We start from the raw sequence: 23,754 nt of genomic DNA, 5'->3' as shown, positions 1-23,754 counted from the left end.
CCCTGCTGCGGCGTGCGCCCCCCCCCGGGCCGCCCCCGGGGCTCCCGCGTCCCCCCCCACACCCCCCACCCTCGCGGCGGGGGCCCCCCCCCCCCCCCGCCACTCGCGTCGTCACCAGGGGACGACGCCGGCGTCGTTGAAGAACGAGCCGGTCGGGCCGCCGTCGGGCAGCGTGGCCAGCCGGATCGGGGTGGCCGCGGCCTCGCTCACGGGCCGCCCGAAGAAGCCGGTGAAGTCGGTGGCGACCAGGCCCGGGCAGGCGGCGTTGACGAGGATTCCGGTGCCCTCGAACTGCCGCGCGTAGTGCACGGTGACGGCGTTGAGATAGGACTTCGTCGGCGAGTAGGCGGCCATGACCGGGCCGACGTCGACGGCCGGATCCGTCTGCCAGGTCAGCGATCCGACGCTGCTGGAGATGTTGACGATGCGCGGCGACGGTGCCCGCCGCAGCAGAGGCAGCAGAGCGTTGGTCACCCGGATCACCCCGTACACGTTGGTGTCCACGACCTCGCGGACCACGTCGAGGTCGAGGGTCGTCGGATCCTGCACCCACCCGGGGCCGGTCTCCCCCGAGATGCCGGCGTTGTTGACCAGCACGTCGAGTCGTCCGGCCTCGCGGGTGATCAGCTCCGCGGCCGCGCTGACGCTGCGGTCGTCGGTGACGTCCAGCGCGACGGCGAAGGCGTCGACGCCGGCGGCCCGCAACGACTTCACCGCCGCCTGCCCCCGGGCCTGGTCGCGGGCGCCCACCGCCACGCGGTGGCCGCGGGCACCCAGGCCCGCGGCGATCTCGTACCCGAGTCCCTTGTTCGCGCCGGTCACCAGCGCGGTCTTCTTGTCGGTCATGCCCCGATGCTGACCCGGCGGCCGGGCCGGCGCTTACACCGTTGCGGTGCGCTGTCATACCGCCCGGGTATCACCGGAGTATCGTGGCGCGGTGGACACGCTGGAGACCCGCGAGCTCAGGTACTTCGTCACCGTCGCCGAGGAGCTGCACTTCAGCCGGGCGGCCGAGCGCCTCGGCATCGCCCAGCCGCCGCTGTCCCGGGCCATCCAGCAGCTCGAACGCCGCCTCGGGGTCACCCTGCTGGACCGCAACCGCCGGGGCGTCACGCTCACCGGCGCGGGACAGGTGCTGCTCGACGAGGCCCGCGCCATCCTCGACAGCGCCGAGGCCGCCGCCCGCCGCACCCGCCGCGCCGCCACCGGCACGAACCGCCTGACCCTGGCGACCAAGGCCGGGGCCAATCACGAGTTGCTGCGCGAGCTGCTGGACGCGTACGCCGCCGAGCCGGGGGCGGCCGAGATCGACGTGGTGCTGTGCGGCATGGGCGACCAGGCCCGGATGTTGCGGGACGGCCGGGCCGACGTGGCCTTCATGCAGCGGCCCTTCGACTCCCTGGCCGGCTTCGACACCGAGGACGTGCTGACCGAGCAGCAGATCGCCGTCGTGCCCGCAGCCCATCCGCTGGCCGCGCGGCCGTCGCTGCTCATGGCCGACCTCAGCGACGTTCCCGGGCTGCCGGTCGCCCGCTGGCCCCGCCAGGACGGCACGTACGAAGACGGCCCGGGCCCCGAGATCCACGACCTGTCGCAGCTGGCCCAGCTGATCGCCCTGGGGCACACCATGGCCGTCATCTGCGCCTCGGCCCGCACGTGGCTGTGGGGCGCGCACGCCGCCATCCCGCTGACCGACTCCTCCCCCGTCACCACGGTGCTGGCCTGGCCCGCGCACAGCCGTTCCCGGGCCGTGGCCGGCCTCGTCCGCACGGCGGCCCGGCTGTGACGGCCGCCGTCACCCGCGGAGGCGGGGGTGGGTGGCGAAGAAGTCCCAGATGACGTCCGTGGCCACGATCGGGGCGTCGGGCCGGGCCAGTTGCCCCTGTTGGGCTCCGGGCCAGGAATGTCCCATGTCCGTGACGACGTACACCTCGATGTCGCTGCCGTCGGCGCACCGGGCGGCGGACCGTCGCACGGTCTTCCCGCCGCTCGGCGGCGTCTTGACGGGCTCGCACCGCAGCCGTTCGCGCCACTTCTCGAGCCCGGCGCGGAAGATGTCGTAGTACTGGTCCTGAGCGCCGATGACGGTGACGACCGAGACCGGCTTCGCCGGCGCGTAGGAGGCCGCCTCCACCCGGGGACCGCCGAAGCCGCCGCTCACCGCGCCGATCGCGGCGAACACCCCGCTCGCCTCGACCGCGAGCCGGAAGCTCATGTCGGCGCCGTTGGAGATGCCGGTGGCGTACACCCGGTCCGGGTCCACCCGCCAGCCGGTGATCAGGCGCGCGGTCAGCGTCCGCAGGAAGGCCACGTCGTCCTCGGCGCCGCAGCAGACCAGCGCGTTGAAGCCGCCGGCCACGCCGTCCGGGTACGCGACCAGGAACCCGTGCTCATCGGCTTTGGCGTCCATCGCGATCATGTCGCGCAGAGCCGTGCCGGAGCCCGGATAGAAGTGCAGGGCCACGACCAGCGGCACCGGCTTGTCGGCCCGGTAACCCGGCGGGGCGTGCAGCAGATAGGTGCGTTCCTGACCGCCGACGTCGAGCGTCAGCTTGTGGTCGCCCGCCGCGGGCTGCTGCGCCGGCGGCGTCGCCGCCGGTTCCTGGCTGCATCCGGCCAGGGCCAGTCCGCACACCACGCCGATGATCAAACCCGTACGCCGCACCGATTGCCCCCGTCCTCGCCGACCGCCACGCCAGCAGGGTCGGGTCACGGGTCCCGGCCGGTCAACGGTTTCGGCCGGCGCCGAAAGGCTGGCAAGCTGTCCGGATGTTGCGCCTGTGGCTGGGGCCCGCGGACCTCACGCAGATCCGGTTCGCCGACCGGCTGCACCCGGCCGGCACCGTGCTGCTGGCCAGCCAGGCCCTGCGGCAGCAACCCGTGGCCGCCTCCCTGCCGGCCCTCGCGCGCCGGGTCGCGACGGCGGCGCCGATGCTGCGGCCGCTGCACCATCTGCTGCCATGCCAGGGATTCGTGCCGGACTTCATGACCCCGTGGGAGGGCCTGGGATCCATCGAGGAAGGGCTGGACGCGATCCGCTCGACGCCGGTGGGACGGGTCCGGGCCGAGGTGTCGGCGGCGTACGCCGGCGTCACGGTCAGCGCCGCCCGCCGCCGGTTCGCTGCCGCCGACCCCCAGGTGCTGGACACGCTGGTCACCGCCATGCGGTCGTACTTCCACCAGGTGCTGGACCCGGACTGGCCGGCCCTGCAGCGCGCCCACCGCCGGTTCGTCGGTGAGGCCGCGAGCCGCTACGCGCTCGCCGGGGCCGACGGCGTCCTCGCCGGTCTGCACCCCGCGATCCGGTGGCGGGCGCCGGTGCTGGAGGTCGGCACCTGGCAGGACGGTGAGGTGCGGCTCGGCGGGCACGGGCTGCTGCTGGTGCCGTCACCGTTCGCCGGACCGCGTCCGCGGGTGCTGGTCGCACCGGGCCGGCCCGCCCTGATCGTCTATCCCGTCGAGCCACCGGCCGAGCTGGACAGCCGGCCGGCCGGCCCGGCCGCCCTGGCCGGGCTGTTCGGCCGGACCCGCAGCGCGGTGCTGATCCAGGCCGCCCGGCCCGGCCGGCACACCACGTCGACGATCGCCCGGCAGGTCGGCATCAGCGTGTCGTCGTCCTCGGAGCACCTGTCCGCGCTGCGGGCCGCCGGGCTGACCTCCAGCCGGCGCGAGGGCGGTGCGATCGTGCACCGGGCCACCACCCTGGGCCGTGACCTGGTGGGCCGGCACGACGAATGACGTCAGGGCCGGAGGTTCTCCAGGTCCTCCAGCAGGCTCGGGTGCGTCGGCTTCCAGCCCAGCGCCTCCCGGGTGTGGGCGCTGGACGCGGGCTGGTCGGTGGCGAAGATGGCGCCGAGCGGCCCGTAGGTCTGCGCCGGCACGGCCTGGACCGGCAGACCCAGCCGCCGGCCGATGACGCCGGCGATGTCCCGCACCGGGTCGCCCTCGTCGGCCACGGCGTGCCAGGCGGTCCCGGCCGGCGCCTCCTCCAGGGCCAGCCGGAACAGGACCGCCGCGTCGAGCGCGTGCACGGCCGGCCAGCGCTGCGTGCCGTCCCCCGGGTAGCCGGAGACCCCGGTCCGGCGCGCGATGCCGGTCAGCAGACCGGCGAAACCGCCCTCGCCTTCGTTGTGGACCGTGCGCGGCAGGCGGATCGCCGTGCTCCGGACCCCGCGCGAGGCCAGATCCAGAACAGCCAGGACACCGCGGCTGCGACCGCCGACCAGACCCTCGGTGGAGAGCGGATCGGCCTCGGTGGAGGGCCGGCCCTGGACGTACGGGGTGCCTGAGACGGTGACGAACGGGCGGTCGCTGCCGGCGAGCTCCTCGCCGAGAGCCGCGACGGCGGCGTTCTCCTCGGCGACCGCCCGCGCGACGGCCTCGGCGGTGCTGAAGTCGTGGCTGAACGCCAGGTGGATCACCCCGTCGGCCTGCGCGGCGCCGGCCCGCAGCACGTCGAGGTCGGCGAGCCCGCCACGGAGCGGCTCGGCGCCGGCGGCCTCGGCAGCCGCCGCGGACGCGTCGGAACGGGCGAGCGCCAGCACGGTGTGGCCGTGGGTGAGCAGTTCGGTGACGACGGCCGACCCGATGAGGCCGGTGCCACCGGTGATGAAGACGCGCATGGAACTCTCCCTGAGTGATGGGACACTTATCCCATGACCCTACCAGAGTGATGGGACAGAAGTCCCATCGCTTATGATGGGCCCATGGCCCGATGGGAACCAGGCGCGCGCGAACGACTCGTCATCGCTGCCGTCGACCTGTTCACCGAGCAGGGCTACGACGCCACGACGGTCGCCCAGATCGCCGAGCGCGCCGGGGTCACCAAGAGCACCTTCTTCCGGCACTTCCCGGACAAGCGCGAGCTGCTGGTGGCCGGTCAGGAGACCCTGAGCCGGCTCCTGGCCGAGGGCATCGCCGAGGCACCTCCCGGCGCGAGCCCGCTGGACGCCATCGCCGCCGGCCTCGAACGCGCCTCCAGCGCCCTGGGCCCGGCCAACCGCGAGCTCGGCCCCCGCCTGAAAGCAGCCGTCGCCGCCAGCACCGAGCTCCAGGAGCGGGACGCCCTCAAGAGCGTCAGCCTGGCGGCCGCCATGACGACAGCGCTCATCGCCCGCGGCGTGCCCGACCCGACCGCGGCCCTCGCGGGCGAGCTGGGCGTGCTGGCCTTCAAACGCGGATACGCCGAGTGGTCCGAGGGCGACCAGGACGATCTCGCGCCGTACACCCTGGCGGCCCTGAAGGAGCTGCGGGCCGCGAGCGCGGCGCTGAGCTGACGGACTCCGGCACGCCCGGGCCGCATACTGGACCGGTGACCGACATCGTCACCTTCGGCCCCGGCGAGCCACCCCGGCGGCCGTCCCGCCGCCTGGTGGTGGCCGGTGTTGTCGTGCTGGCGGCCCTCGCGGCCGGGACCGTGGCGGTCGCCCTCGACCACCGTCGCGCACCGATCCCACCCGCGGCCTCGGACCCGGTGCCGCCGACCGCCGGGCCGTCCTGCCCGGCGTTGAGCCCCGCCACGGCCGTCGTGCCGGTCGCGCTGGTCATCGGCTGTGCCCGCGGCGGCACGAGCCTGGACCGCCGGGACCCCACGGCGGGCAACGGGCCGTGGACCGTCGTCGTCCGCCGCGCCGACGGCTCACTGGGCCGGCACGGCGCCGTGATCACCTTTCCGGTCGCCGCGCCGCCCACGGGCGCCGGTACCGTCGAGGTCGGCGGCAAGGCCGGTAAGGCCGGGCCGGATTCGGTGACCTGGCCGGTCGCCGGTGCGTACGCCCGCATCCGGGGCGACCTGCCCGAACCCGCGCTGGTCACCATCGCGGCCCGCACGAGCGTCGCCCGCGGCCGGCCGGTGGTCGAAGAGCCGCCGGCGGATTACACCGTGGCCGGCGGTGGGCCGTACCGGCCGCCCGCCATCCATGAGGTCCGCTACGGCAGCGCCGCGCTGGGCGAGCAGGCCGCGCTCGGCGGTGGCCTGGCCTACACCGGGGTCGCCCGCGGCGGCGGATTCGAGGACCAGTTGTACGCGGCCCACGCCACCGCCGCCGGACAGGTCGGTGACCGCCCGGCCGTGGTGTCGCCGGTCTTCGGTGGCAACGGTTCGCTGGCCTGGGAGCCGGCGCCGGGCGTGGTGGCGTACGTCGGCTACAGCGGATCGTCGCTGACCGACGGTGCTGTTGCCGCGCTGCTGCGGCTGGCTCAGCGGTCCCGCCCGGTGAACGACCAGCAGTGGCGGGCGACGGGTCCGCAGGCGGTGGAGCAGAGCAACGAGCCGGGCTGACGTCAGCGCACCGCCACCTCCAGGGTGTGCCGTCCGCCCGTACCCGCGGCGACCAGCACCTCGGTACCGCGGGCGGTGCTGTGCTGCCGGTGTGCCGCGGGCCTGCCGTCCAGCCGTACCCCCGTCACCGACGCACCCGCCGGCAGCACCGCGCCGAGGGTGAGCTTCGCCCGCAGCGCCGCCCGGACCGAGACGGTGATGGTGCCGGCGGTGCGGGTGACGGTCACGTCGAGGGAGCCGCGGCCGAGCCGGATGTCGTGCCCGGCGATGCGGTCCTGGCCGGGCGGCAGCGCCGGCACCACCGACAGCCGGCCGCGGCCCACGTCCGGGTCGACGCCGAGCTGCTGGTGCACGACCGGCCAGAGCACCCCGTACGCGCCCCACGCCTGCAGCACGCTGGAGCGGCTCAGGAAGTCCCGCTCGATGTTGGCCACGAAGTCCGGGGACGGCGCCACCTCCGGCATCGCGCCGGGCATCTCCCAGCCCGCCGGGTCGAGCTGGATGCGGGCGTTGCCGGTGGTGTAGCGCCGTTGCGGGCCCAGCCGGCCGTAGTTGCCCTCGGCGACGGCCATGACGGCGGTGTTGAGGGAGAACGTGGCCCGCTCGGCGGGCACGCCCGACACCACGCTGTCGCAGGACGGACCGGTGTTGCCGCCCGGTGCGCTCGTCGGCCCGCTGCCGGTGTGGAACAGGCCGAACTCGCCGGTGTAACACTCCCGTTCCCGCTGGGCGAGCGCGGCGTGGGCGTGGCCGGGGGCGGCGAGCGGCCCGGCGGGCGACTCGGCCTCCATCGGGGTCAGGCCGGTCCAGTGCCGCTGGAACACCTTGCCGTCGCCGGGATCGCTCAGCGAGTCTGCGTACGCGTCGGCGTCCCCGCCGTACCACCAGGCCTGCTCGAAGGCCCGCTCGCGCCGCCGGGCCTGGGTGGCCGCCCAGCTCGCGGTGGCCCGGTCGCCGCGCGCGGTCGCCAGGTCGGCCAGGTCGCGCAGCCCGCGGACGGTGTAGACGGCCACGTCGAGCTTCTCCGGTCCCATGCCGGGCCGCTCCACGTTGCCCGAGCCCTCGGGCCAGCCGTCGGCGTCGGCGTCCAGGGCGGTCACGTGCCGCATGGCGCGCACCGCGAAGTCGTACATCTCGTCGCGGAACGCGTCGTCGCCGGTCCACCGCCAGATCAGCGCGACCGTGCTGGGGAACTTGGCGCTCTCGTCGGTGTTGCCGGGATCGTCGTTGGCACCGAAGTACACCTGGCCGTCCGGGGTGACCTCGTGCACCACCTTGCCGGACCGGCCGTTGACGATCCCGCTGATGTCGCGCAGCGCCCGCAGGTGCGCCTTGATCGGCTCGAACTGCCCGGCCGCCACCGACGCGAACGCGGTGTACTCGGCGTCGGTGGCGAAGATCCACGGGTAGTCCGGCCAGCCCGCGCCGACCCACCGGGCGACCTCGACGGTGCCGGCCGGCGGCGGGAACTGGCTCCCCTCCTGGCTGGCGAACACCCGCAGGTCGTGCGCCTCCTGCACGGAGTCGGCGAGGTTCTGCTTGGACCACTCCACACTGCGCTGCAACAGCCGGTCGCCGGGCAGGTCCACCCGGGTACGCGCGGCGACACGGGCGCGGTCGGCCAGCTTGCGGGCCAGGGCCTGGGCCGGTGCCCGCAGCGCGCGTCGCGACTCGGCGGTGGCCGCGGCGACACCGCTGTCGGAGCCGGCCACGGTGAACCAGACCGTGCGCCCGGTGCGCGGCACATCGAGCGTGTAGGTGAGCCGGCCGCCGGTGCCCCGGCCGTACGGGCCGTCGTCGCAGCGCGCCGGAGCCGGATCGGCCTCCGGGCACACGACGGCGGGCTCCTGCGGGCCGCGGTGGCCCGGGCCGAGCTCGTGGCTGTCCGGGGTGAGGGAGCTGCCGACCACGGCGGCGTAGTCGTGCGGGCGCTCGCCCGTGGCCGTCTCCCGGAAGACCAGGTTGCGCCCGTCGAAGCCACCGGTGTCGCTCAGGTTGACCGCCCGCGCGCCCGGCGTCGTCCAGCCCCACGGGTACGCGGGAAGCAGCTCCGAATGCGCGTCCACCGCCAGCGTGATCCGGCGCGCGGGCCCGCTGAACGTCAATCCGACCAGCGCGGCCCGGTCCCCGTCGGGCAGCACGTCGGTACGCCGGATCCGCGACCCGCCGGGACCGGCCAGTTCCATCCGGACGAAGCCGGTGCCGCTGGTGAACCGGGTCGCGCTGAGCCATTGCCCGTCGACGGCGAACCACAGGCCGTCGAGCAGCTTGATCGGCGGGCTCCAGAAGCCGCCCATCTCACCGCGGATGTGCCAGCCCGTCGCCGGATAGCTGCCGTCCTCGGCCCCGACCTCGTAGGCGCGGTCGCCGGTCGCCACGTACCGCCGGGCGGCCAGGCGTCGCTGCTCCGAGAGCCCGGCGCGGGACTGCTCGGCGGCCGCCGGTGGAGCGCCGGCGAACACCATGACGACCAGGGAGAACACGATGACGTGAAGGCGGCGCATGGGGACCTCCCGGCGGATCGACACTGATCGCTGGTCCCACGGTGTCCCCGGGCGCTCAAGAGCGCAAGTGCACGGATCAGGCGTAGGTGGCCGGGCCGGCCGGTGCGGCCATGCTGTCCAGGCCGGCCAGGATCATGTCGCAGCTGCGCAGGACCACCTCCGCGGCCCGGCGCTGGGCCGGGACGAGGTCGCGGCCGTGCGCCTGCTCCCGCCAGCGTTCGGCGGCGGCGTGCGCCTCGCTCCAGGTGTCCTCGGCCGTCGCCTCCGGGGACATGCCCAGCCGCTCCCCCAGGCTGGTGCCCGAGCCGCCGAGCAGCCGCCGGGCGTCGACCGCGTGCTCGCGGGGCAGGTTGACCCGGCCCGCGCGCAGCGCCGCGAGCAGGCGCAGTTCGCGGAACTCGTGCGCGTCGGCGAGCAGCAGCTCGAGCTCGGCCAGCAGGTGGACGGCCGGCGGCACCGGCTGGGTGCGCAGCAGGCGGTCCAGGATGGTCAGCGCCGATCGGGCCCGCAGCGCGACCCGGCGGGCCGTGAAGAGCTCGGCGATCGAGGCCTGCAGGTCCTTGAGACCGCTGTGCTCCTGCAGCCGCTCGCCGAGCACAGCCGCGTGGTCGCAGCCGGTCCGGACCAGAGTGATCGCCAGCCGGATGCCGCCGAGGCCGAAACGCTGCAGCAACTGGGCCCGCTGCTGGGCGGTGACCGGCCGCAGCGCGTCGGCGGCGGTGAACCGGTCGGTGGACAGCAGGTGCGCCTCGGCCGAGGCCCGCGGCAGGGCGGCCATCGTGGCGATCGCCCGGAACTCGTCGTCGCGCAGGGTTCGCGCGGCCGCCGCGATCAGCGGTGAGACGGCGAGGACGTCCTGGCACAGCGCGCCGATCCGGGGCTCGCGACGGCGGCGCCGGGCCGCCTGCTTGGCGGTCAGCAGAGCGTCGGGGCGGCCCCCGCCGGTGGCGTCGGCCCGGGACAGCACGATCATCGTGTGCACCGGAAACACCGAGGGCCCGCGGATGCCCCGCGCCGCCTGCAGCGTCTGCAGATCGGCCTCGCCCAGGTGGGGCGTCACGTAGAGGACCGCGTCGGCGGTCTGCTGGACCTGCGGCAGCGGCAGGTGGGTGTCGATCAGCTCGGTGCGGCGCAGGACCCGGCTGGGCCATTCCACGACCGCGCGGCGCGCCCCGTCCGGGCGCCCGGCGGGCCGGCCGTCCGGGACCAGCCGCAGGCCGTGGGCGGTGCGGACCGTCGGGATCTCGTACGGCGTCCCGCGCTCGTCCTGCCACCAGGCCCGCGGCTGGGTGCCGTCCCGATAGGTGACACTGGCGAGCTGTTCGCCGGGCAGCTCGACCGGCGCCAGACCCTCCCCGATCAGCGCACTGACCAGGGTCGAGACGCCGGCCCGGGCCGGTCCGGTCACGGCCAGCCGCAACGGGTCGGCCAGCCGGTCGAGGGTGGAGCGCAGCAGCGCGGCGGCCTGCTGATCGCCCCGGTAGACGTGTGCCGCCTCGTTCAGCAGGCGGTAGGTGCGCTGCTCGAACTCCTCCTCGCTGATCATCCGCGGCCGCCCAGCGCCCGGGCCTGGGAGTGCAACTGGACCAGCACGGCCAGCTCCTGCTGCAGCCGCCGGGCGTGCTGCTCGCGGGCGGCGACGTCCTGATCGGCCGCCGCCTTGGCGTTGCGCAGCGACTCCATGACGATCTCCTGCAGGTCCTCGGTGACCGCCGTGAAGTGGTCACGCAGGGCGCGCTGGGCCCGGCGTACGGTGTCGCGCGCTTCTTTGTTGAGGCCCACGAAGACGTCGTCGACGTGCCGCTGGACCGCGTTGCGGGCCTCGGCCTGCCGCTTCTTGAGCAGCGACTTGCTCTCGTCGCGGATCGTCTTGCCGCCGAAGAGCGCGCCGCCGCCGATCGAGATCGGGTTGATCAGCGACATTCCGGCCAGGCTGGTGGCCAGGCCGAACATGATCACACCGCCGTAGGAGCCGCGGAGGCCGATGAACAGCTTCTGGCCGGGGCTGAACCTGGCCACCGGCGGCGCGTCCAGGCCCGGCACCCCGTCGGTCCGGCCCTCGGCCGAGACCGGCGCGGACGGCGGCAGCACCTCACCCGCCTCGGCCGGGAACTGGTCGGCGACCCGGCGGGCCATCCACTCGATGCGCTCGGCCAGCCACGTCATGCTGGTCCCGGTCAGGTCCTCCAGGGACTGCCGCAGCCAGGGCTCGAACTCGTCCCAGGCCTTGGCGGGGTCGGCCGTGGCGAAGAACTCGTCCGACTCGCTCAGCACCGCCCGGGTGCGTTCGCGCAGGTCGTGCTCGATGTCCGACATCAGGTCGCCGACCTCGTCGGACAGCGCGTTCTGCCAGCGGACGGCGCACTTGCGCAGGTCGTCGAGGCGGCGCTGGGTGGTGTGCAGGCGGGCCACCGCGTCCGGCAGGCCCGCGTTCTGCTGGGCCGCCAGCTCGTCGCGCAGCGGGCCGGCCAGCTCCTCCAGGGCGATCCGGCCCAGCCGGCTGACCGTGTCGCGGGCCAGCCGGTCGGGCTTGGCCGCCACCATCTGCTGCAGGTGGACGATGAGGTCGGTGAAGCCGGACTCGTTGTTGAGCGCCGTGTCGCCGGCCTGCAGCGCGTGCAGCCGCAGGGTGGCCGAGACCGCGGTGGTGGCCGCGGGCACCCCGGCCCGGGCCAGCCGGCTGCGGCTGTCGGCGAGGTTGCGCCGCCAGTCGATCGCGTAGTCGGTCTTGGTGAAGACCACCAGCAGGCCGGGGAAGAACCGGGCCAGGTCCTGCAGCACGGCCAGGTCCGCGTCGGTGAGCTCGCGGCCCGCCTCACAGGCGTAGAGCACCAGGTCGGCGCCGGCGCTGGTGGCCAGGTCACTGGCGGTGCGCACCGCGCGGTCGGCCGACGCGGGCAGCCCGGGCAGCGGCGGGGTGTCGATCAGCACCAGGCCGCCGGCCAGCAGCGAACGGGGCACCGCGATGTCGGCGTGCACCGGGGTGCCGGCCGGGAACCGGGCCGCCGCCTCGGCGATCGCGCTGTCGAGCGCCTCCAGGCCCAGCGGGACCCGGTCCTGCAGGCCGACCTCGGCCGTCCACTCGGCGCTCGGCGAGCCCCTGCGGATCAGCTGCGCGGCCGGCGACTCGGCGTGCCGCACCACGGCCGGCACGGTGGTGCCCCCGGCGGTGTCGACCGCGCACACCCCGGCATTGATCAGAGCGTTGATAAGCTGGCTCTTGCCCTGGTGGGCGGCCCCGACGACCAGCACCCGCAACTCCGGTCGCAGCAGCTGCGCGCGCCGGCGGGACAGCCACTCGGCGACCTCGGACCGGCCGTGCGTGCCGCACGTACGGATCGTGGAGTCGAGGACGTCGAGCCACCACAGGGCCCCGGCCGCCCGCAGCGGATCCGGTTCGGCCGTACGGGCCGGGACCGGGCTCTGCGGGACGAGGGAGGCCGGACCCGCATAGGCCGTGGGTCCGGCCTCCCATCGCGTCATTCGCTGCCGCCCAACTCGTGTCCGCCCAGTCTCTCGTGGTCGTGTCGCCCGACCCGGACCGGCGCCGCGGGCACTTTACGGGTGCAGCCCACCCAGCAGGTCGTGCGACGCGTCGCTGTCCTCGGCCGGGTGGGTCACGCCGTGCAGCACGCCGCTGGTGACGTCGTGCGCGGCGCCACCGACGCCGGTCAGGGTGCTGTCGAGGCTGTGCACCGGGTCGTGCGGCAGGACGTGGCCCAGATCCGGCTTGATCAGGGACCCGACCGAAGAGGTTGCCCCGCCGACCCCGGCGACGTCAAGGTCCGGCACGTGATCCAGCGGGATCGATGCGGGCAGGTTGGTGACCGTGCCCAGGCCACCGTCCAGAATGCCGGTCGGTCCGGCGTCGACACCGGGGGCCACGTGGTCCACGCCACTGACCATGGAGGTCACGCTGTGCTCGACCGGGGACACCACAGTGTTGTCCAGGTGCAGGGCCGGGTCGTTGCCCGCGGACAGCCCGCCGACCCCGACCGGCACGGCCGAGGTCACGCCGCCGCCCACCCCGACCAGGCCGAGCGAGTTGCCGGACAGCACCGAGCCGCCGACCACGTCGTCGCCGGCCACGGTGAGCACCGTGGCGTTCACGCCGGCCAGGGTGTTGGCGACGTTCAGATCGCCGGCCACCTGGCCCGGCATGACGGCCACCTGCGAGGTGATGGCCTGCAGCTGCGACACCGCGCCGGCCACGTCCAAGTTGGCCACCCCGGTGGTGAGGTCGTCGGCGCCGGCCAGGCCGTACAGTCCGGTGACCGGGGCCGAGTCGACCACCAGCGGGATCACCTGCTGAACGTCGGCCGCGGTGACGTCGGCCAGGCCGGCCGCGTTCAGGGCGGTCTCCGGGTCGAGCTCGAAGGCCGAACGGGCGGCCGGGTCGTAGATCAGGTTGAGGACGAAGTCCTGCAACGTGGGGATCGAGTCCATGAGGCTCCTTCAAGAACCGTGCTTGCGGCGTGCGTCGGCGGCGCCGGGGTCCGGCACCGCAGCAAACCGTACGGAGGCCGGCCCGCCCGGGCATCGGGGTTGGTGCCCCCAACCGGTCCGGGCCGCCCGGTGCTCCCCGGGGGCCGGGCGTTAGGGGGTTAGGGGATTCGCCGCCATGATTTTTTGGGGGACGATCCCCGAGCGGTCTTCTGGTACGAACATGTGGACCTGTCCGGCCGAATGACGCCCACCGCGCTGTCACACCCGCAGTAATGGCCGTCGGTGATGGAGGAGTGACGACGTGCCCTACGTCCTGGGGATCGACATCGGCGCCGGCGCCACCAAGGCCGCTGTCTGCCGGCGCACCGACGGCGCCGCCGGAGGCTGGGGCCCGGCGCAGCCGGTGACGCTGGGCCTGCGCTCGCGCACGGTCAGCTCAGGGCTGGTGCTGACGCCGGAGGGTGACGTCGTGCCGGCCGACCACGGCCGGGCGCCGGCCGCGACCTCCGTGGGCGGCTATCTGCACCGGGTCGGCGACAGCCTGCCGATGCTGTTCGGCGACGACTACTTCCCGGCCCACGGCCTGGTCGCCGCGATGGCCCGCTGGGTGGTCGACCGGGTGTGGCAGCAGCTCGACGAGCCGCCCGAGCGGATCGCCCTGGCGTACCCGTCGGTGTGGGGCAACGGCCGGCGGCACCTGGTGCACTCGGCGCTCGGCGAGGCCGACCTGGCCCAGACGGCGCTGGTCACCCGGGCCCGGGCTGTGGTGGAGACCCACCAGGCGGCGGGCCGGGTGCCGCCCGCCGGCGGGATGCTGCTGGTCTACCGGATCGGCGGCTCGACCTGCGAGGTCTCGGTCGTCGTGGCGCACGGCGCGGGCCGGCTGGAACTGCTCGGCTGCGCGGAGATGGCCGAGGTCAGCGGCTTCGACCTGCGCGACGCGACCCCGGCCGACGCCCGGGCGGTCATCCGGTCCACGGTGGACCTGGCCGTGCACACCGTGAGCAGCTGCGGCGCCACGCGAGGTGATCTTGCCGCGGTGCTGATCGCCGGGGGCTCCGACGACGTATATCCACATGTGTCCGATCTGTTGTCCGCGGCCTTCCCTGTGCCGGTCCTGCGCGATCCCGATCCGCCGATGACGGTGGCCGCCGGGGCCGCGCTCGCCGTCCGGCCCCTGGTGCGCCGGCCCGCCCCGCCGCCGGGAGCCCCGCGCGCCGCCATCGCCGCCCAGCGGCCTGGCGCTTACCAGCCAGGCGGTCACCAGCCAGGCGGTGGGCCGGCGGGCGGGGAGCCGGCAGGCGGTCAGCCGGAGGGCGTGGCGGGCATGCCGGGCGTGGCGGAGCCGGGTGTGACCGGCGGTCTGACGACCACGGCATGGCCGGAGATCAGCCGGGACACCGGGGCGCGGGACCGGCCCTCGCGCCCGCCGGTCGATGTCGCCGCGGTGCGGGCGGGCGGGCGATGAGCACGCCGATGCTGACCGGTTCCGTGGCCGGCTCCCCCGCCGCCGACCTGCTCGCCGAGGTCGCCGCCGACCCGTTCGCCCCGTTGCAGACCGTGGTCGGCGCGCCGGGCGGCTTCGGCAAGACCGCGCTGCTGCGGGAACTGGCCGGCCTCTGGCAGCGGGCCGGGGTCACGGTCGTCACCCCGTGGCGGCCCGTCGACGCCCCCGGTGACCAGGTGCTGCTGGCCGACGACGCGCACCGTCTGCCCGCCGCCCGGCTGGACGAGCTGCGGGCGTACGCGGAACGGCCGGAGGCGCGCATCGTCGTCGCGTACCGTCCGTGGCCTCGCCCGGCCGGTCTGCCGGCCCTGGTCGATGTACTGCGCCGGGCGCGGCGCCCGGTGCACTTGCCCGCGCTGACCGCCGGGGAGATCCGCTCCCGGCTGGCCGCGGTCGTCCCGGACCCGTCGCCCGAGCTGGTGGCCTTCGTGGCCGAACGAACCGGTGGGGTGCCGCGCCACGTGGCCCGGGTGGCCGGCGCGCTCACCCCGGCCGACGCCGCCGCGCGCCGGGTGCCGGTCGCCGCGCTGAGTGCGTTCGCGGCCGACCTGGACGAGCTCGACCCTGACCTGCGCACCTTGCTGCTGGCCGTGGAGGCCGGCGCCGGACTGTCCTTCGACCTGGTCGCGGCGCTGCTCGAGCGGGACGCCGAGACCGTCGCCGGGCTGGTCGACGCCGGCCGGGCCACCGGGTTGCTGGCCGCCGACGGCACGCTGGTGCCGCTGGCCCGGCAGGCCATCGCCGCGCTCGGCCCGATCGGGCACCGGATCGACGTGCGGCAGCGACTGGCCGGGCTGCAGCTGGAACGCGGCGGGCCGGTCCTGCCGCTGGTCCGGCCTCTGCTGGGCGACGCCGGCGACAGCAAGGGCGCCCTGGTCCCCGGTACGGCCGGCACCGGGCTCGGCAAGGTCTACGAGGCCGCCGGCGAGGAGGCACTGGGCGACGACCCCGAGCTGGCCGCCCGGTTGTTCGCCGCGGCGGCCGGCGCGGGCCGCACCACCGCCGCCCGCCGGGCCCTGGCCACAGCACTGGCCGGGGACCTCGACGAGGCCTCCCGGCTGGCCGATCAGGCGCTGGCCGCGGGCACGCCGGAGCAACGCGCCGAGGCCGCGTACGTCGCCGCGGCCGTGCTCACCCATCGCGGGCAGACCGCCCAGGCCGCCGCCCTGTACCAGTGGTCGCCGTCCACCGTCACGGCCGGCTTCGGCGCGGTCGCCCTGATCGGTGTCGGCCGGCCGGCCGACGCCGAGGCCCTGGACGCCTCGGCCACCGGCGAGCCGCCGACCTCGCTCAGCGCGACCGCGGCGCTGATGGCCCGGGGCATGGCCGAATCGGTCCGGGGCACGCCGACCGCGGCGCTGTCCGCGCTGGTGCAGGCGGCCACCATGATCGAGCCGGCCGGGCCGGCGGTGCTGCTGCCGGACAGCCCGGCCGCGCTCGGTGCGACGATCGCCCTGCACAGCGCCGAGCTGGACACCGCCGACGCGCTGCTGGCCCGCGCGATCCAGGCGGCGACCGGTGGCGCCCTGCTGGCCGACCGGCACCGGCTGCTGCAGGCCTGGACGCTGCTGCTGCGCGGGCGCATCGGCGAGGCGCGGGCGGCGTTGCTGCCCGGGCGGCGCGGACGCGACCGCCTGTTCGCCTCGGCCCTGCAGGTCGGGTCGAGCCGCCGGGCCAGCGACCTGGTCGGGCTGCGCAGTGCCTGGCCGGACGCCTGTCACGCACTGATCGGCCAGCCGGTCGACCTGTTCACCCTGCTGCCGCTGGGCGAGCTCGCGGTGGCCGCGGCCCGGCTCGGTGAGCAGCATCGGGTCGCCGGGCAGCTGGCCGAGGCCGACTCGCTGCTGGCCGCGCTCGGCGATCCACCCCTGTGGAGCGCACCGCTGCGCTGGAGCCGGTTGCACGCCGCGGTTCTGGTCGAGGACCACGCCGCGGCCACCGGCCACGCGCAGGCCCTGGCCGGCATGCGCGGGTTCAGCCCGTACACGGAGGCGGTCGCGGCAGCCGCCGCACAGTGGGTCGACGTCCTGACCGACACGGCCGAGCCGGACGCGGTGGTCGCCGCGGCCCGCGGGCTCAGCGGGCTCGGGCTGGCCGGGGACGGCGCCCGGCTGGTCGGCCAGGCGGCGATCCGCACCGCCGACCGCAAGGCGATGACCCTGCTGCTCGACTGCGCCCGCTCGCTGCAGGAACGCATCGCCGGGCCGCACGAGTCGGCCCCGGCCGCGGGTAACCGCTCGCGGACCGGCGAGGGCGGCCCGCACCTGCTCAGCGAACGCGAGCGTGAGGTCGCCGCCCTGGTCCTGGAGGGACTGACCTACAAGCAGGTGGCCGAACGGCTCTACCTGTCGGCCAAGACCGTGGAGCATCACATGGCCCGCATCCGGCAACGTCTCGGGGTCACCGACCGGCAGGCCCTGCTGACCCGGCTGCGCGCCCTGATCGGTACGGGGGAACAACGATGAGCACGCGGACAAAGGTGATCACCGGCCTGGCGCTGCTGGTCGCGTTCTGGGCGGCAGCGGCCGTGCCCGCCGTCACCGAGGCGGTGCAGGTGATGTCGGCCCGGCTCACCGCGAACCACCTGAGCCGGCCGCTCGGCACGCTGGTGCTCGCCCTGGAGGCGGAACGCCGGTTGTCGGCCGGTGACTCGCCCACGGGCCCGGAGCTGGCCGCCCAGCGGGTCCGGACCGACCGGAGCCGGCAGGAGCTGCGGACCGCCCGGGACAGCTGGATCACGTGGCTGGCCGGCACCGACGCCACCCGGCAGACCGACGAGCTGCTGGCCCGCGCCGACCGGCTGCCGGCCGTACGGGCCTCGGTGGACGGGGGGCAGGTGGTGCGTGAGCGGGCGGTCGACTCGTACACCGCGCTGATCGACCCGGCCGGTGTCCGGACGCCGACGGTCTTCCCCGACCAGCTGGCCGGGTCCTCCGCCGGGTTGTCCGCGCTGAGCCGCTCCCGCGAGTTGCTGGCCGAGGAGGACGCCCACCTGGTCGCGACGGCCGGGCGCCGGGGCGGGCTCACCGAGGCCGACCGGGTACGGCTGTCCACCCTTTCCGGCGCGCGGCGCAACCTGCTCGCGGCGGCCGGCAGTGACCTGCCCGCCGTCACGGCGACGCGGTATCAGCAGTTCGCCGCCGACACCCGGCTGGCCGCGGCCGAGAGCCGGCTGCTGGCGGGCACCGGTGGCGGATCGGAGTGGTCCGCGGCGTACAACCAGGTCAACACCGGGCTGTGGGAGCTGCAGGCGAGCGGGGTCCGGGCGGCGGCGGACGCGGCCACCGGGCATGCGGTCGTGACCGTGGTGCGGGCGGGGGTGGTCGGCGGGGTCGGGCTGATCGCGGTCATCGCCGTACTCCTGGTGGCGCGCCGGTCGCTCACCCGGGCCACGACGCCCGGCGGCGAACGCCGGCCGGGCGCCGACCGGGCGGCCGGGGACTCGGCTTCCCGGCTCGAACCGCTGCTGCGCGACCTCGAACGCCGCAACCAGGGCCTGCTGCACCGGCAGTTGCGGCTGCTCGACACGCTGGCCCGGCGGGAGACGGACGACGAGACGCTGGGCGAGCTGTTCCGGGCCGACCACCTGGCCAACCGGATGCGCCGCAACCTGGAGAAATCGATCACGCTGGCCGGCGGCACGCCGGCCCGCCGCTGGCGGAGGCCGGTGCCGATCGGCGAGGTGGTGCGCGGAGCCGCGTCCGAGATCAGCGAGTACGGCCGGGTGTCCACCTCCCAGGTCGAGCCGGTCCTGCTGGCCGGGGCCGCGGTCACCGACCTGATGCACCTGCTGGCCGAGCTGATCGAGAACGGGACGATGTTCGCGCCGGCCGAGACCCGGGTACGGGTGACCGGCTCGGCCGACGAGACCGGTTACCACCTGACGGTGACCGACGTCGGTCCCGGGATGGACGCGGACGACCTGGTCACCGCGGCCCAGGTGCTGGCCGAGGAGGACCCGCCGGCCGGTGGCACCTGGTGGGGCCTGTACGCGGTGGGCCGGTTCGCCGCCCGCCACGGCATCGGGGTGGACCTGCACAACGGCGCCGACGGTGGCCTGGCCGCCGAGGTGACCGTCCCGGCCGCCTTGATCAGCCCGGCCCCCGCAGAGCCGGTGACCGGTGACGAACCGACGCTCGACGACCTGGAGCCGGTGATGCAGTCGTGACGATCTCCGACGAGGCGTGGTACGACGAGGACGCCGGCCCCCTGGTCCGCCTGTACGCCCGGGTCGGCGGCCGGTCCACCGTGCCGCACGATTTCGAGCTCAGCACGATGATCCACTGTGCTCCCGGCGTCACCGCCCCGGACGGGCTGTCGGCCGACCAGCAGGCGGCGCTGCGGCTGTCCCGGCGGCCGATCGCGCTGCCGGAGATGGCCGTGCATCTGGGCCTGCCGCTCGGGCCGACCCGGTTGCTGCTCGGCGAGCTGCGCGCGGCCGGCCTCATCAGCACCGGCGGGCCGGCCGAGGGCAGGCGTGACTCCAATCCCGCCGTGCTCCAGCGGCTCCTCAGTGGGCTGCGCTCGTTGTGAGGCGGGCCGGGCCCCTGGCGAGGCCCTCGTTCCGGGACACTGTCGGCTTCCGATCAACGAAGGCTTGAGATGAACGAGACCGATACGCGCCCGCGGCGCTCGCTGGTCGTGGTGCTCCTGGACGCTGTGCTGCGGGTCGTCGCGGCCGTGCACTCCGGCGCGACGCCGACCCCCAAGGTCCGCGAGGCCGGCGGGCGGCGCGGCGTCGGCCGGTATCTGCTGCTGGCCGGGGTGCTGGCCGCGCTGGCCGGCACCGCCCTGCTGGTCGTGATGCTGGTGCGGGCGCCCGACGGCGGCACGCCGCCACCCGGCCGGGCGGCCGCCCTGCCCGGCCTGGCGTCCCGCCCGGCCCAGCCGAGCGTCGCCGTGACGACGACTCCCGGTGCGCAGGGCACGACCGCGACGCCGAGCAGCGCCCGGAGCGGTCCCACGACGGCGACGACCAGGCCGGCGCCCTCGTCGCCGGCCAAGGTGCCGATCACCGAGAACGCGCCGGTGCCGCTGACCGCGTCGTACCGGACGTCGTCGGTCACGGCCGGGCTGCTCGGCTACCGGATGGCTGTCACAGTGGCCAACCCGGGGACGAGCGCCAAGGACGGCTGGACCGTGACGGTGACGCTGCCCCGGTCGACGCTGCGGGTCTCCGGGGTCAGCGGCGCGACCGCGGCGCAGGACGGCTCGGTGTGGACGTTCACGCCGGACACCGCGACCTCCCGGGTGCCGGCGGGCGGCTCGGTCGAGCTGACCTTCGAGGTGCACGGCGCGACGCTGATCGACGCGACCCCGCAGGACTGCCGCATCGACGGCAACCGCTGCGGGGACTGAGCGCCGGGGCTTTACGGCTTGCGGCCGACCGCGCCGTACTGGTCGATCTCGGGGGCCTCGATCTCCGGCCGCCACCGGGTGACCGAGACCAGGCCCGGCTCGACCAGCTCCAGGCCGTCGAAGAGCTGAGCCAGGCGGGCCGGGCTGCGCAGGTGGTACGGCAGCGCGGCGGACTGGTTCCAGAGCCGGGCCGCCTCGACGACCTCGGGGCTGATGTCGGTGCCGTCGTACGTGGCGAGGTAGCTGCCCGACGGCACCGCCGCCAGCGCCTGGCTGACCATGGCCTGCGCCTCGGCGTCGTCCTCGACGTGGCCGAGCACGCCCATGAACAGGATCGCGACCGGCTGGGAGAGGTCCAGCGTCTTGGCCGCCTCCCGCAGCACCAGGCCCATGTCGTGCATATCGGCGTCGATGTAGCTGGTGACGCCCTCGGGCTTGCTGGTGAGCAGGGCCCGGGCGTGCGCGAGCACCAGCGGATCGTTGTCGACGTAGACGATGCGGCTGTCGGGGGCCACCGACTGGGCCACCTCGTGGGTGTTGTTGGCGGTGGGCAGGCCCGTGCCGATGTCGAGGAACTGGCGCACCCCCGCCTCGCCGGCCAGGTAGCGCACCGCCCGGGCCAGGAACGCGCGGCTGAGCCGGGCGTTCTCGGCCAGGGCGGGCTGGCCGACGAGGATCTGGTCGCCGACCGCCCGGTCCACGGCGAAGTTGTCCTTGCCGCCCAGCAGGTAGTTCCAGATCCGGGCGGTCTGGGGAACGGAAGTGTCCAGTCTGGGGTGCTCTTGCTCGTCGCTCGCCACGTGCCACTCTCCGAATCGGACGGTACAGGTCACAGGTCCGGGCCAGCCTAGACGGCCGCGTCCACGCTACCGCGCGGCTCCGCCGGGCGGTGTCCCGAACCAGCGGGTCGCGGCCCGCTCGAACGCCTCCCGGCCGGGGTCACGGTCACCCACCCAGGCGACGGTGCCGTCCGGCCGCACGAGCACGGCACCCAGGCCGAGATCGTTGCGCGCGGGCCCGGCCGCATAGCGCAGCCGGCTCCGCCAGCGGTCCGCCGGCCCGGCCAGGGATCGGCCGGGGCTGAAGTCGAGCACCACGCCGTGGCCGTCGCGCAGCAGGTCGCCGAGGCGGGTGCCGTCCCGGAGCCGGAACTCCGGGGCGTCGCGGCCGACCAGGGGCTGATCGCTGCCGAGGTCGTACCGGACGGCCGAGCCCGACAGCTTGCCGTACACGTAGGTCGTCACGTCCCGGGTCCCGATCAGGTCGCGGATCAGTGCCTGGACCGCCTGGCTGTGGGGGTCCGGCCGCATGGCCGCCGCCTGGACCCGGGTCCAGTCCAGGGCCGCGGCGCCGATCGGGTGGCGCTCACGGGTGTACGTGTCGAGCAGCCCGTCCGGCGCGTGCCCGTGCACGGTCGCGGCGAGCTTCCACCCCAGGTTCAGGGCATCGCCGAGACCGAGGTTGAGGCCCTGCGCCCCCAGCGGCGAGTGGATGTGCGCGGCGTCGCCGGCGAGCAGGACCCGTCCCCGGCGGTAGGTCGTCGCCTGCATCGCCCGGTCGGTGAAGGTGGAGGCGAACTGCACGTCGCTCACCGTCACCTCGGTGCCGGAGACCCGGCGCAGCACCGCCTGCAGATGCTCGCGGGTCGGCGGCCGGGAACGATCGAACGCGCCGCCGTCGAAGTCCATCATGCCGAGGTGCCCCGGCACGGCCATCCGCAGGTACATGCCGGTCGGGGTCAGGTTGAAGCCGGGACCCAGCAGTTCGGGGTCGGCCACGGTGGCGAGCATGAGGTAGCCGGTGAACTGCGGCTCGGTGCCGACGAAGTCGAAGCCCGCGAGGCCGCGTACGGTGCTGCGTCCGCCGTCGCAGCCGACGAGCCAGCGGGCCGCGTACTCCTGGTCGCCGGCCCGGACGAGCACACCGTCCGCGTCCTGGGTGACGGCGGAGACCGGGACGCCGCGCCTGATCTCCACGCCGAGCTCGGCGGCCCGCTCGGCCAGCACCGTCCCGACCGCCTCCAGGCTGGTCATGACGCCCTGCATCGCCGGGCCGGGCAGCCGGAACGGCAGGGCGGCGGCGTCCACCTTGGCCGGGTCGAGCATCATGCCGGCGAAGTGGCCCACCCCGCGCGGCGGCGGCGGCTCGTCCGCATCCGGGTCGGCACCGGGATCGTCGTGCACCCCCGACGCCGACAGCAGCGCTGGCAGCATTCCGCGGCGATAGAAGGCCTCGACCGACGTGACGGACAGGCCCCGCATACCCAGGGGCATCGCCTTCCACGGCGAGTGGGACTCCGGGTCCCGTTCCAGCACCAGGACCGAGCAGCCCGCGAGGCCGAGCTCGCACGCCAGGAACAGACCGACCGGGCCGGCACCCGCGATCACGACGTCGTGCACCGCGCGCCTCATGCGAACAGCGCCAGGTCGACGGACTCCGCCAGGGCCCGGTAGCCGGCGTCGTTGCCGTGCAGGTGGTCGCCCGCGTCGAACTCGTCCCGGAGCCGGGCCGGATCGGCGGGATCCCGCCAGACGGCGTCGAAGTCCAGCACGGCGTCAAAACCACCACCGGTACGGATCCAGGCGTTGACCGCCTGCCGCGCGCTCTCCCCCGCCGCGGAGAAGACATCCGAGCCCCCGTACGGCGTGAGCGTCGCGCCGTAGACCTTGACGCCGTGGCTGTGCGCCCGGGCGACGAGCTGGCGGTAGCCGGCGATGAGGTCCTCCGCGGTCACCGGCGCGCCGGGGAACATGTCCAGGAACTCGGCCATCGGCCCGTCGTCGCGCGGGGCGAAGGAGATCGCGATGTCGTTCGAGCCCTCGAGCACCACCACGTGCCCGAGGCCCGGCGTCGCCAGCACGTCCCGGTCGAAGCGGGCCAGGGCCGAGGCGCCGAAGCCGTCGTGGAGCACCCGGTTGCCGCTGATGCCCTGGTTGCAGACGTGCACCGCGGGCTCGTCCCGCCCGGCGAGACGCCCGGCCAGCAGGTCCGGCCACCGGTGGCCGGTGCCGGGGGTCGAGCCGGCGCCGTCGGTGAGGGAGTCGCCGAGCGTCACGACGGCCGTGGCCGGGCCGTCGGGTAGCACCTCCACCGCCGAGATGAGGCCCTGCGCCGGCAGCGGCACGGCGGTGCCGGGCAGGGCGGGGGCGGCCACGGCGTCACCGGGGATGGACCAGCCGCTGTCCAGATCCGAGCCGTGGCTGGTGCAGGTCTCCACCCGGCCGGGGAGATACAGGCTGATGGACAGCGGGGAGTGGGCCGCCAGGGGCAGGTCCACCGGATCGCTGAGGATCGGGGCGCCCGCCGGGACGTCGGCGCCCGGCCGCCCGGCGAAGGTCAGCTCACGGTCGCTGCCCGGCTCGATCGCCCCGCCGGGAACCGCCCGGCCCAGCCGTGCCGCGCCGATGGTCAGCGGGGTGGTTCCGTACTCGTTGGTGAAGCGGACGCGCACCCGCCGCCCGCCGCCGCTGAGCCGCACGACCTGGCGCAAAGTGGCGTCGGCGAAGGGCTCGAGGGCCGAGACCGACGCGTCGGGGGCCTGGGGCGAGGCGCTCCAGGTCCGGACCCAGCCCTGGTCCGCGGCATTCATCTGGCTCATCCGGTGCCTCCGTCGTTCGTGGTGGTGATCTGTCCGGGACCGAGACTGCGGCCGGGCGCTC

The 23,754-nt window shown here is 75.2% G+C and carries 19 protein-coding genes; 9 read left to right on the top strand and 10 right to left on the bottom strand.

The features are described 5' to 3' along the window. Nucleotides 1–111: 111 nt before the first annotated feature. Nucleotides 112–846, bottom strand: coding sequence for an SDR family oxidoreductase (locus tag ACWEOZ_RS31865; protein WP_451914367.1), 735 nt, complete (start codon nt 844–846; stop codon nt 112–114). Nucleotides 847–946: 100 nt separating this feature from the next. Here ACWEOZ_RS31865 and ACWEOZ_RS31860 point away from each other — a divergent pair, with 100 nt between their 5' ends. After that, complete coding sequence (locus tag ACWEOZ_RS31860; RefSeq protein WP_451914369.1) at nt 947–1,786, top strand: LysR family transcriptional regulator; 840 nt, start codon at nt 947–949, stop codon at nt 1,784–1,786. 9 nt (nt 1,787–1,795) lie between these two features. On the opposite strand, the gene ACWEOZ_RS31855 is transcribed toward ACWEOZ_RS31860, so the two are convergent. After that, nucleotides 1,796–2,665: an alpha/beta hydrolase family esterase gene (locus tag ACWEOZ_RS31855; protein ID WP_451914366.1), complete on the bottom strand. Its 870-nt coding sequence runs from the start codon at nt 2,663–2,665 to the stop codon at nt 1,796–1,798. 104 nt (nt 2,666–2,769) lie between these two features. Here ACWEOZ_RS31855 and ACWEOZ_RS31850 point away from each other — a divergent pair, with 104 nt between their 5' ends. Continuing rightward, on the top strand, nt 2,770–3,738 hold the full coding sequence (locus ACWEOZ_RS31850) for a hypothetical protein (protein WP_451914365.1): 969 nt from the start codon (nt 2,770–2,772) through the stop codon (nt 3,736–3,738). 2 nt (nt 3,739–3,740) lie between these two features. Here the strand turns inward: ACWEOZ_RS31850 and ACWEOZ_RS31845 are convergent, their stop codons facing one another. Further along, entirely contained in the window at nt 3,741–4,622 is an 882-nt protein-coding gene (locus ACWEOZ_RS31845) for an SDR family oxidoreductase (RefSeq protein ID WP_451914364.1), read from the bottom strand. A gap of 84 nt (nt 4,623–4,706) precedes the next feature. Here ACWEOZ_RS31845 and ACWEOZ_RS31840 point away from each other — a divergent pair, with 84 nt between their 5' ends. Then, nucleotides 4,707–5,276 (top strand): TetR/AcrR family transcriptional regulator, encoded by a 570-nt coding sequence (locus ACWEOZ_RS31840; protein WP_451914363.1) that lies wholly within the window; start codon nt 4,707–4,709, stop codon nt 5,274–5,276. A 35-nt stretch (nt 5,277–5,311) separates the two neighbouring features. Then, the gene (locus tag ACWEOZ_RS31835; protein WP_451914362.1) at nt 5,312–6,280 is read left to right on the top strand and encodes a hypothetical protein; all 969 of its coding nucleotides are present in this window, start codon (nt 5,312–5,314) and stop codon (nt 6,278–6,280) included. A gap of 2 nt (nt 6,281–6,282) precedes the next feature. Here ACWEOZ_RS31835 and ACWEOZ_RS31830 read toward each other — a convergent pair whose 3' ends face one another. The 4 genes from ACWEOZ_RS31830 to ACWEOZ_RS31815 all read right to left on the bottom strand — a co-directional run bounded on the left by ACWEOZ_RS31830 (nt 6,283) and on the right by ACWEOZ_RS31815 (nt 13,230). After that, nucleotides 6,283–8,784 (bottom strand): hypothetical protein, encoded by a 2,502-nt coding sequence (locus ACWEOZ_RS31830; RefSeq protein WP_451914361.1) that lies wholly within the window; start codon nt 8,782–8,784, stop codon nt 6,283–6,285. A gap of 76 nt (nt 8,785–8,860) precedes the next feature. Next, nucleotides 8,861–10,330, bottom strand: a complete 1,470-nt coding sequence (locus tag ACWEOZ_RS31825; protein WP_451914360.1) for a hypothetical protein — start codon at nt 10,328–10,330, stop codon at nt 8,861–8,863. Continuing rightward, the gene (locus ACWEOZ_RS31820) at nt 10,327–12,267 is read right to left on the bottom strand and encodes a dynamin family protein (protein ID WP_451914359.1); all 1,941 of its coding nucleotides are present in this window, start codon (nt 12,265–12,267) and stop codon (nt 10,327–10,329) included. Before ACWEOZ_RS31820 ends, ACWEOZ_RS31825 begins: the two co-directional genes overlap by 4 nt. A gap of 75 nt (nt 12,268–12,342) precedes the next feature. After that, a complete protein-coding gene (locus ACWEOZ_RS31815) occupies nt 12,343–13,230 on the bottom strand; it encodes an IniB N-terminal domain-containing protein (protein WP_451914358.1) in 888 nt (295 codons plus the stop codon). 301 nt (nt 13,231–13,531) lie between these two features. Here ACWEOZ_RS31815 and ACWEOZ_RS31810 point away from each other — a divergent pair, with 301 nt between their 5' ends. From ACWEOZ_RS31810 to ACWEOZ_RS31790, 5 genes are all read left to right on the top strand, one after another. After that, complete coding sequence (locus ACWEOZ_RS31810; protein ID WP_451914357.1) at nt 13,532–14,698, top strand: hypothetical protein; 1,167 nt, start codon at nt 13,532–13,534, stop codon at nt 14,696–14,698. 8 nt (nt 14,699–14,706) lie between these two features. After that, a complete protein-coding gene (locus tag ACWEOZ_RS31805; protein WP_451914356.1) occupies nt 14,707–17,202 on the top strand; it encodes a LuxR C-terminal-related transcriptional regulator in 2,496 nt (831 codons plus the stop codon). Then, the gene (locus tag ACWEOZ_RS31800; RefSeq protein ID WP_451914355.1) at nt 17,199–18,905 is read left to right on the top strand and encodes a sensor histidine kinase; all 1,707 of its coding nucleotides are present in this window, start codon (nt 17,199–17,201) and stop codon (nt 18,903–18,905) included. The genes ACWEOZ_RS31805 and ACWEOZ_RS31800 overlap by 4 nt, the downstream gene beginning before the upstream one ends. Beyond that, nucleotides 18,902–19,270: a DUF742 domain-containing protein gene (locus ACWEOZ_RS31795; RefSeq protein ID WP_451914354.1), complete on the top strand. Its 369-nt coding sequence runs from the start codon at nt 18,902–18,904 to the stop codon at nt 19,268–19,270. The genes ACWEOZ_RS31800 and ACWEOZ_RS31795 overlap by 4 nt, the downstream gene beginning before the upstream one ends. Before the next feature lie 69 nt (nt 19,271–19,339). After that, a complete protein-coding gene (locus tag ACWEOZ_RS31790; protein ID WP_451914353.1) occupies nt 19,340–20,095 on the top strand; it encodes a cellulose binding domain-containing protein in 756 nt (251 codons plus the stop codon). 11 nt (nt 20,096–20,106) lie between these two features. Here ACWEOZ_RS31790 and ACWEOZ_RS31785 read toward each other — a convergent pair whose 3' ends face one another. The 3 genes from ACWEOZ_RS31785 to ACWEOZ_RS31775 all read right to left on the bottom strand — a co-directional run bounded on the left by ACWEOZ_RS31785 (nt 20,107) and on the right by ACWEOZ_RS31775 (nt 23,693). Beyond that, a complete protein-coding gene (locus ACWEOZ_RS31785; protein WP_451914352.1) occupies nt 20,107–20,895 on the bottom strand; it encodes an SAM-dependent methyltransferase in 789 nt (262 codons plus the stop codon). 66 nt (nt 20,896–20,961) lie between these two features. Further along, nucleotides 20,962–22,506 carry an FAD-dependent monooxygenase gene (locus tag ACWEOZ_RS31780; RefSeq protein WP_451914351.1) on the bottom strand — a complete coding sequence of 515 codons (1,545 nt, stop codon included), beginning with the start codon at nt 22,504–22,506 and terminating at the stop codon, nt 20,962–20,964. Then, the gene (locus tag ACWEOZ_RS31775) at nt 22,503–23,693 is read right to left on the bottom strand and encodes an SGNH/GDSL hydrolase family protein (RefSeq protein ID WP_451914350.1); all 1,191 of its coding nucleotides are present in this window, start codon (nt 23,691–23,693) and stop codon (nt 22,503–22,505) included. The genes ACWEOZ_RS31780 and ACWEOZ_RS31775 overlap by 4 nt, the downstream gene beginning before the upstream one ends. Nucleotides 23,694–23,754: the final 61 nt, after the last annotated feature.

This window comes from Actinoplanes sp. NPDC004185, assembly GCF_053603475.1.
Note: the sequence above shows the minus strand (reverse complement) of the source record. Positions and strands in the feature narration are given on the sequence as shown.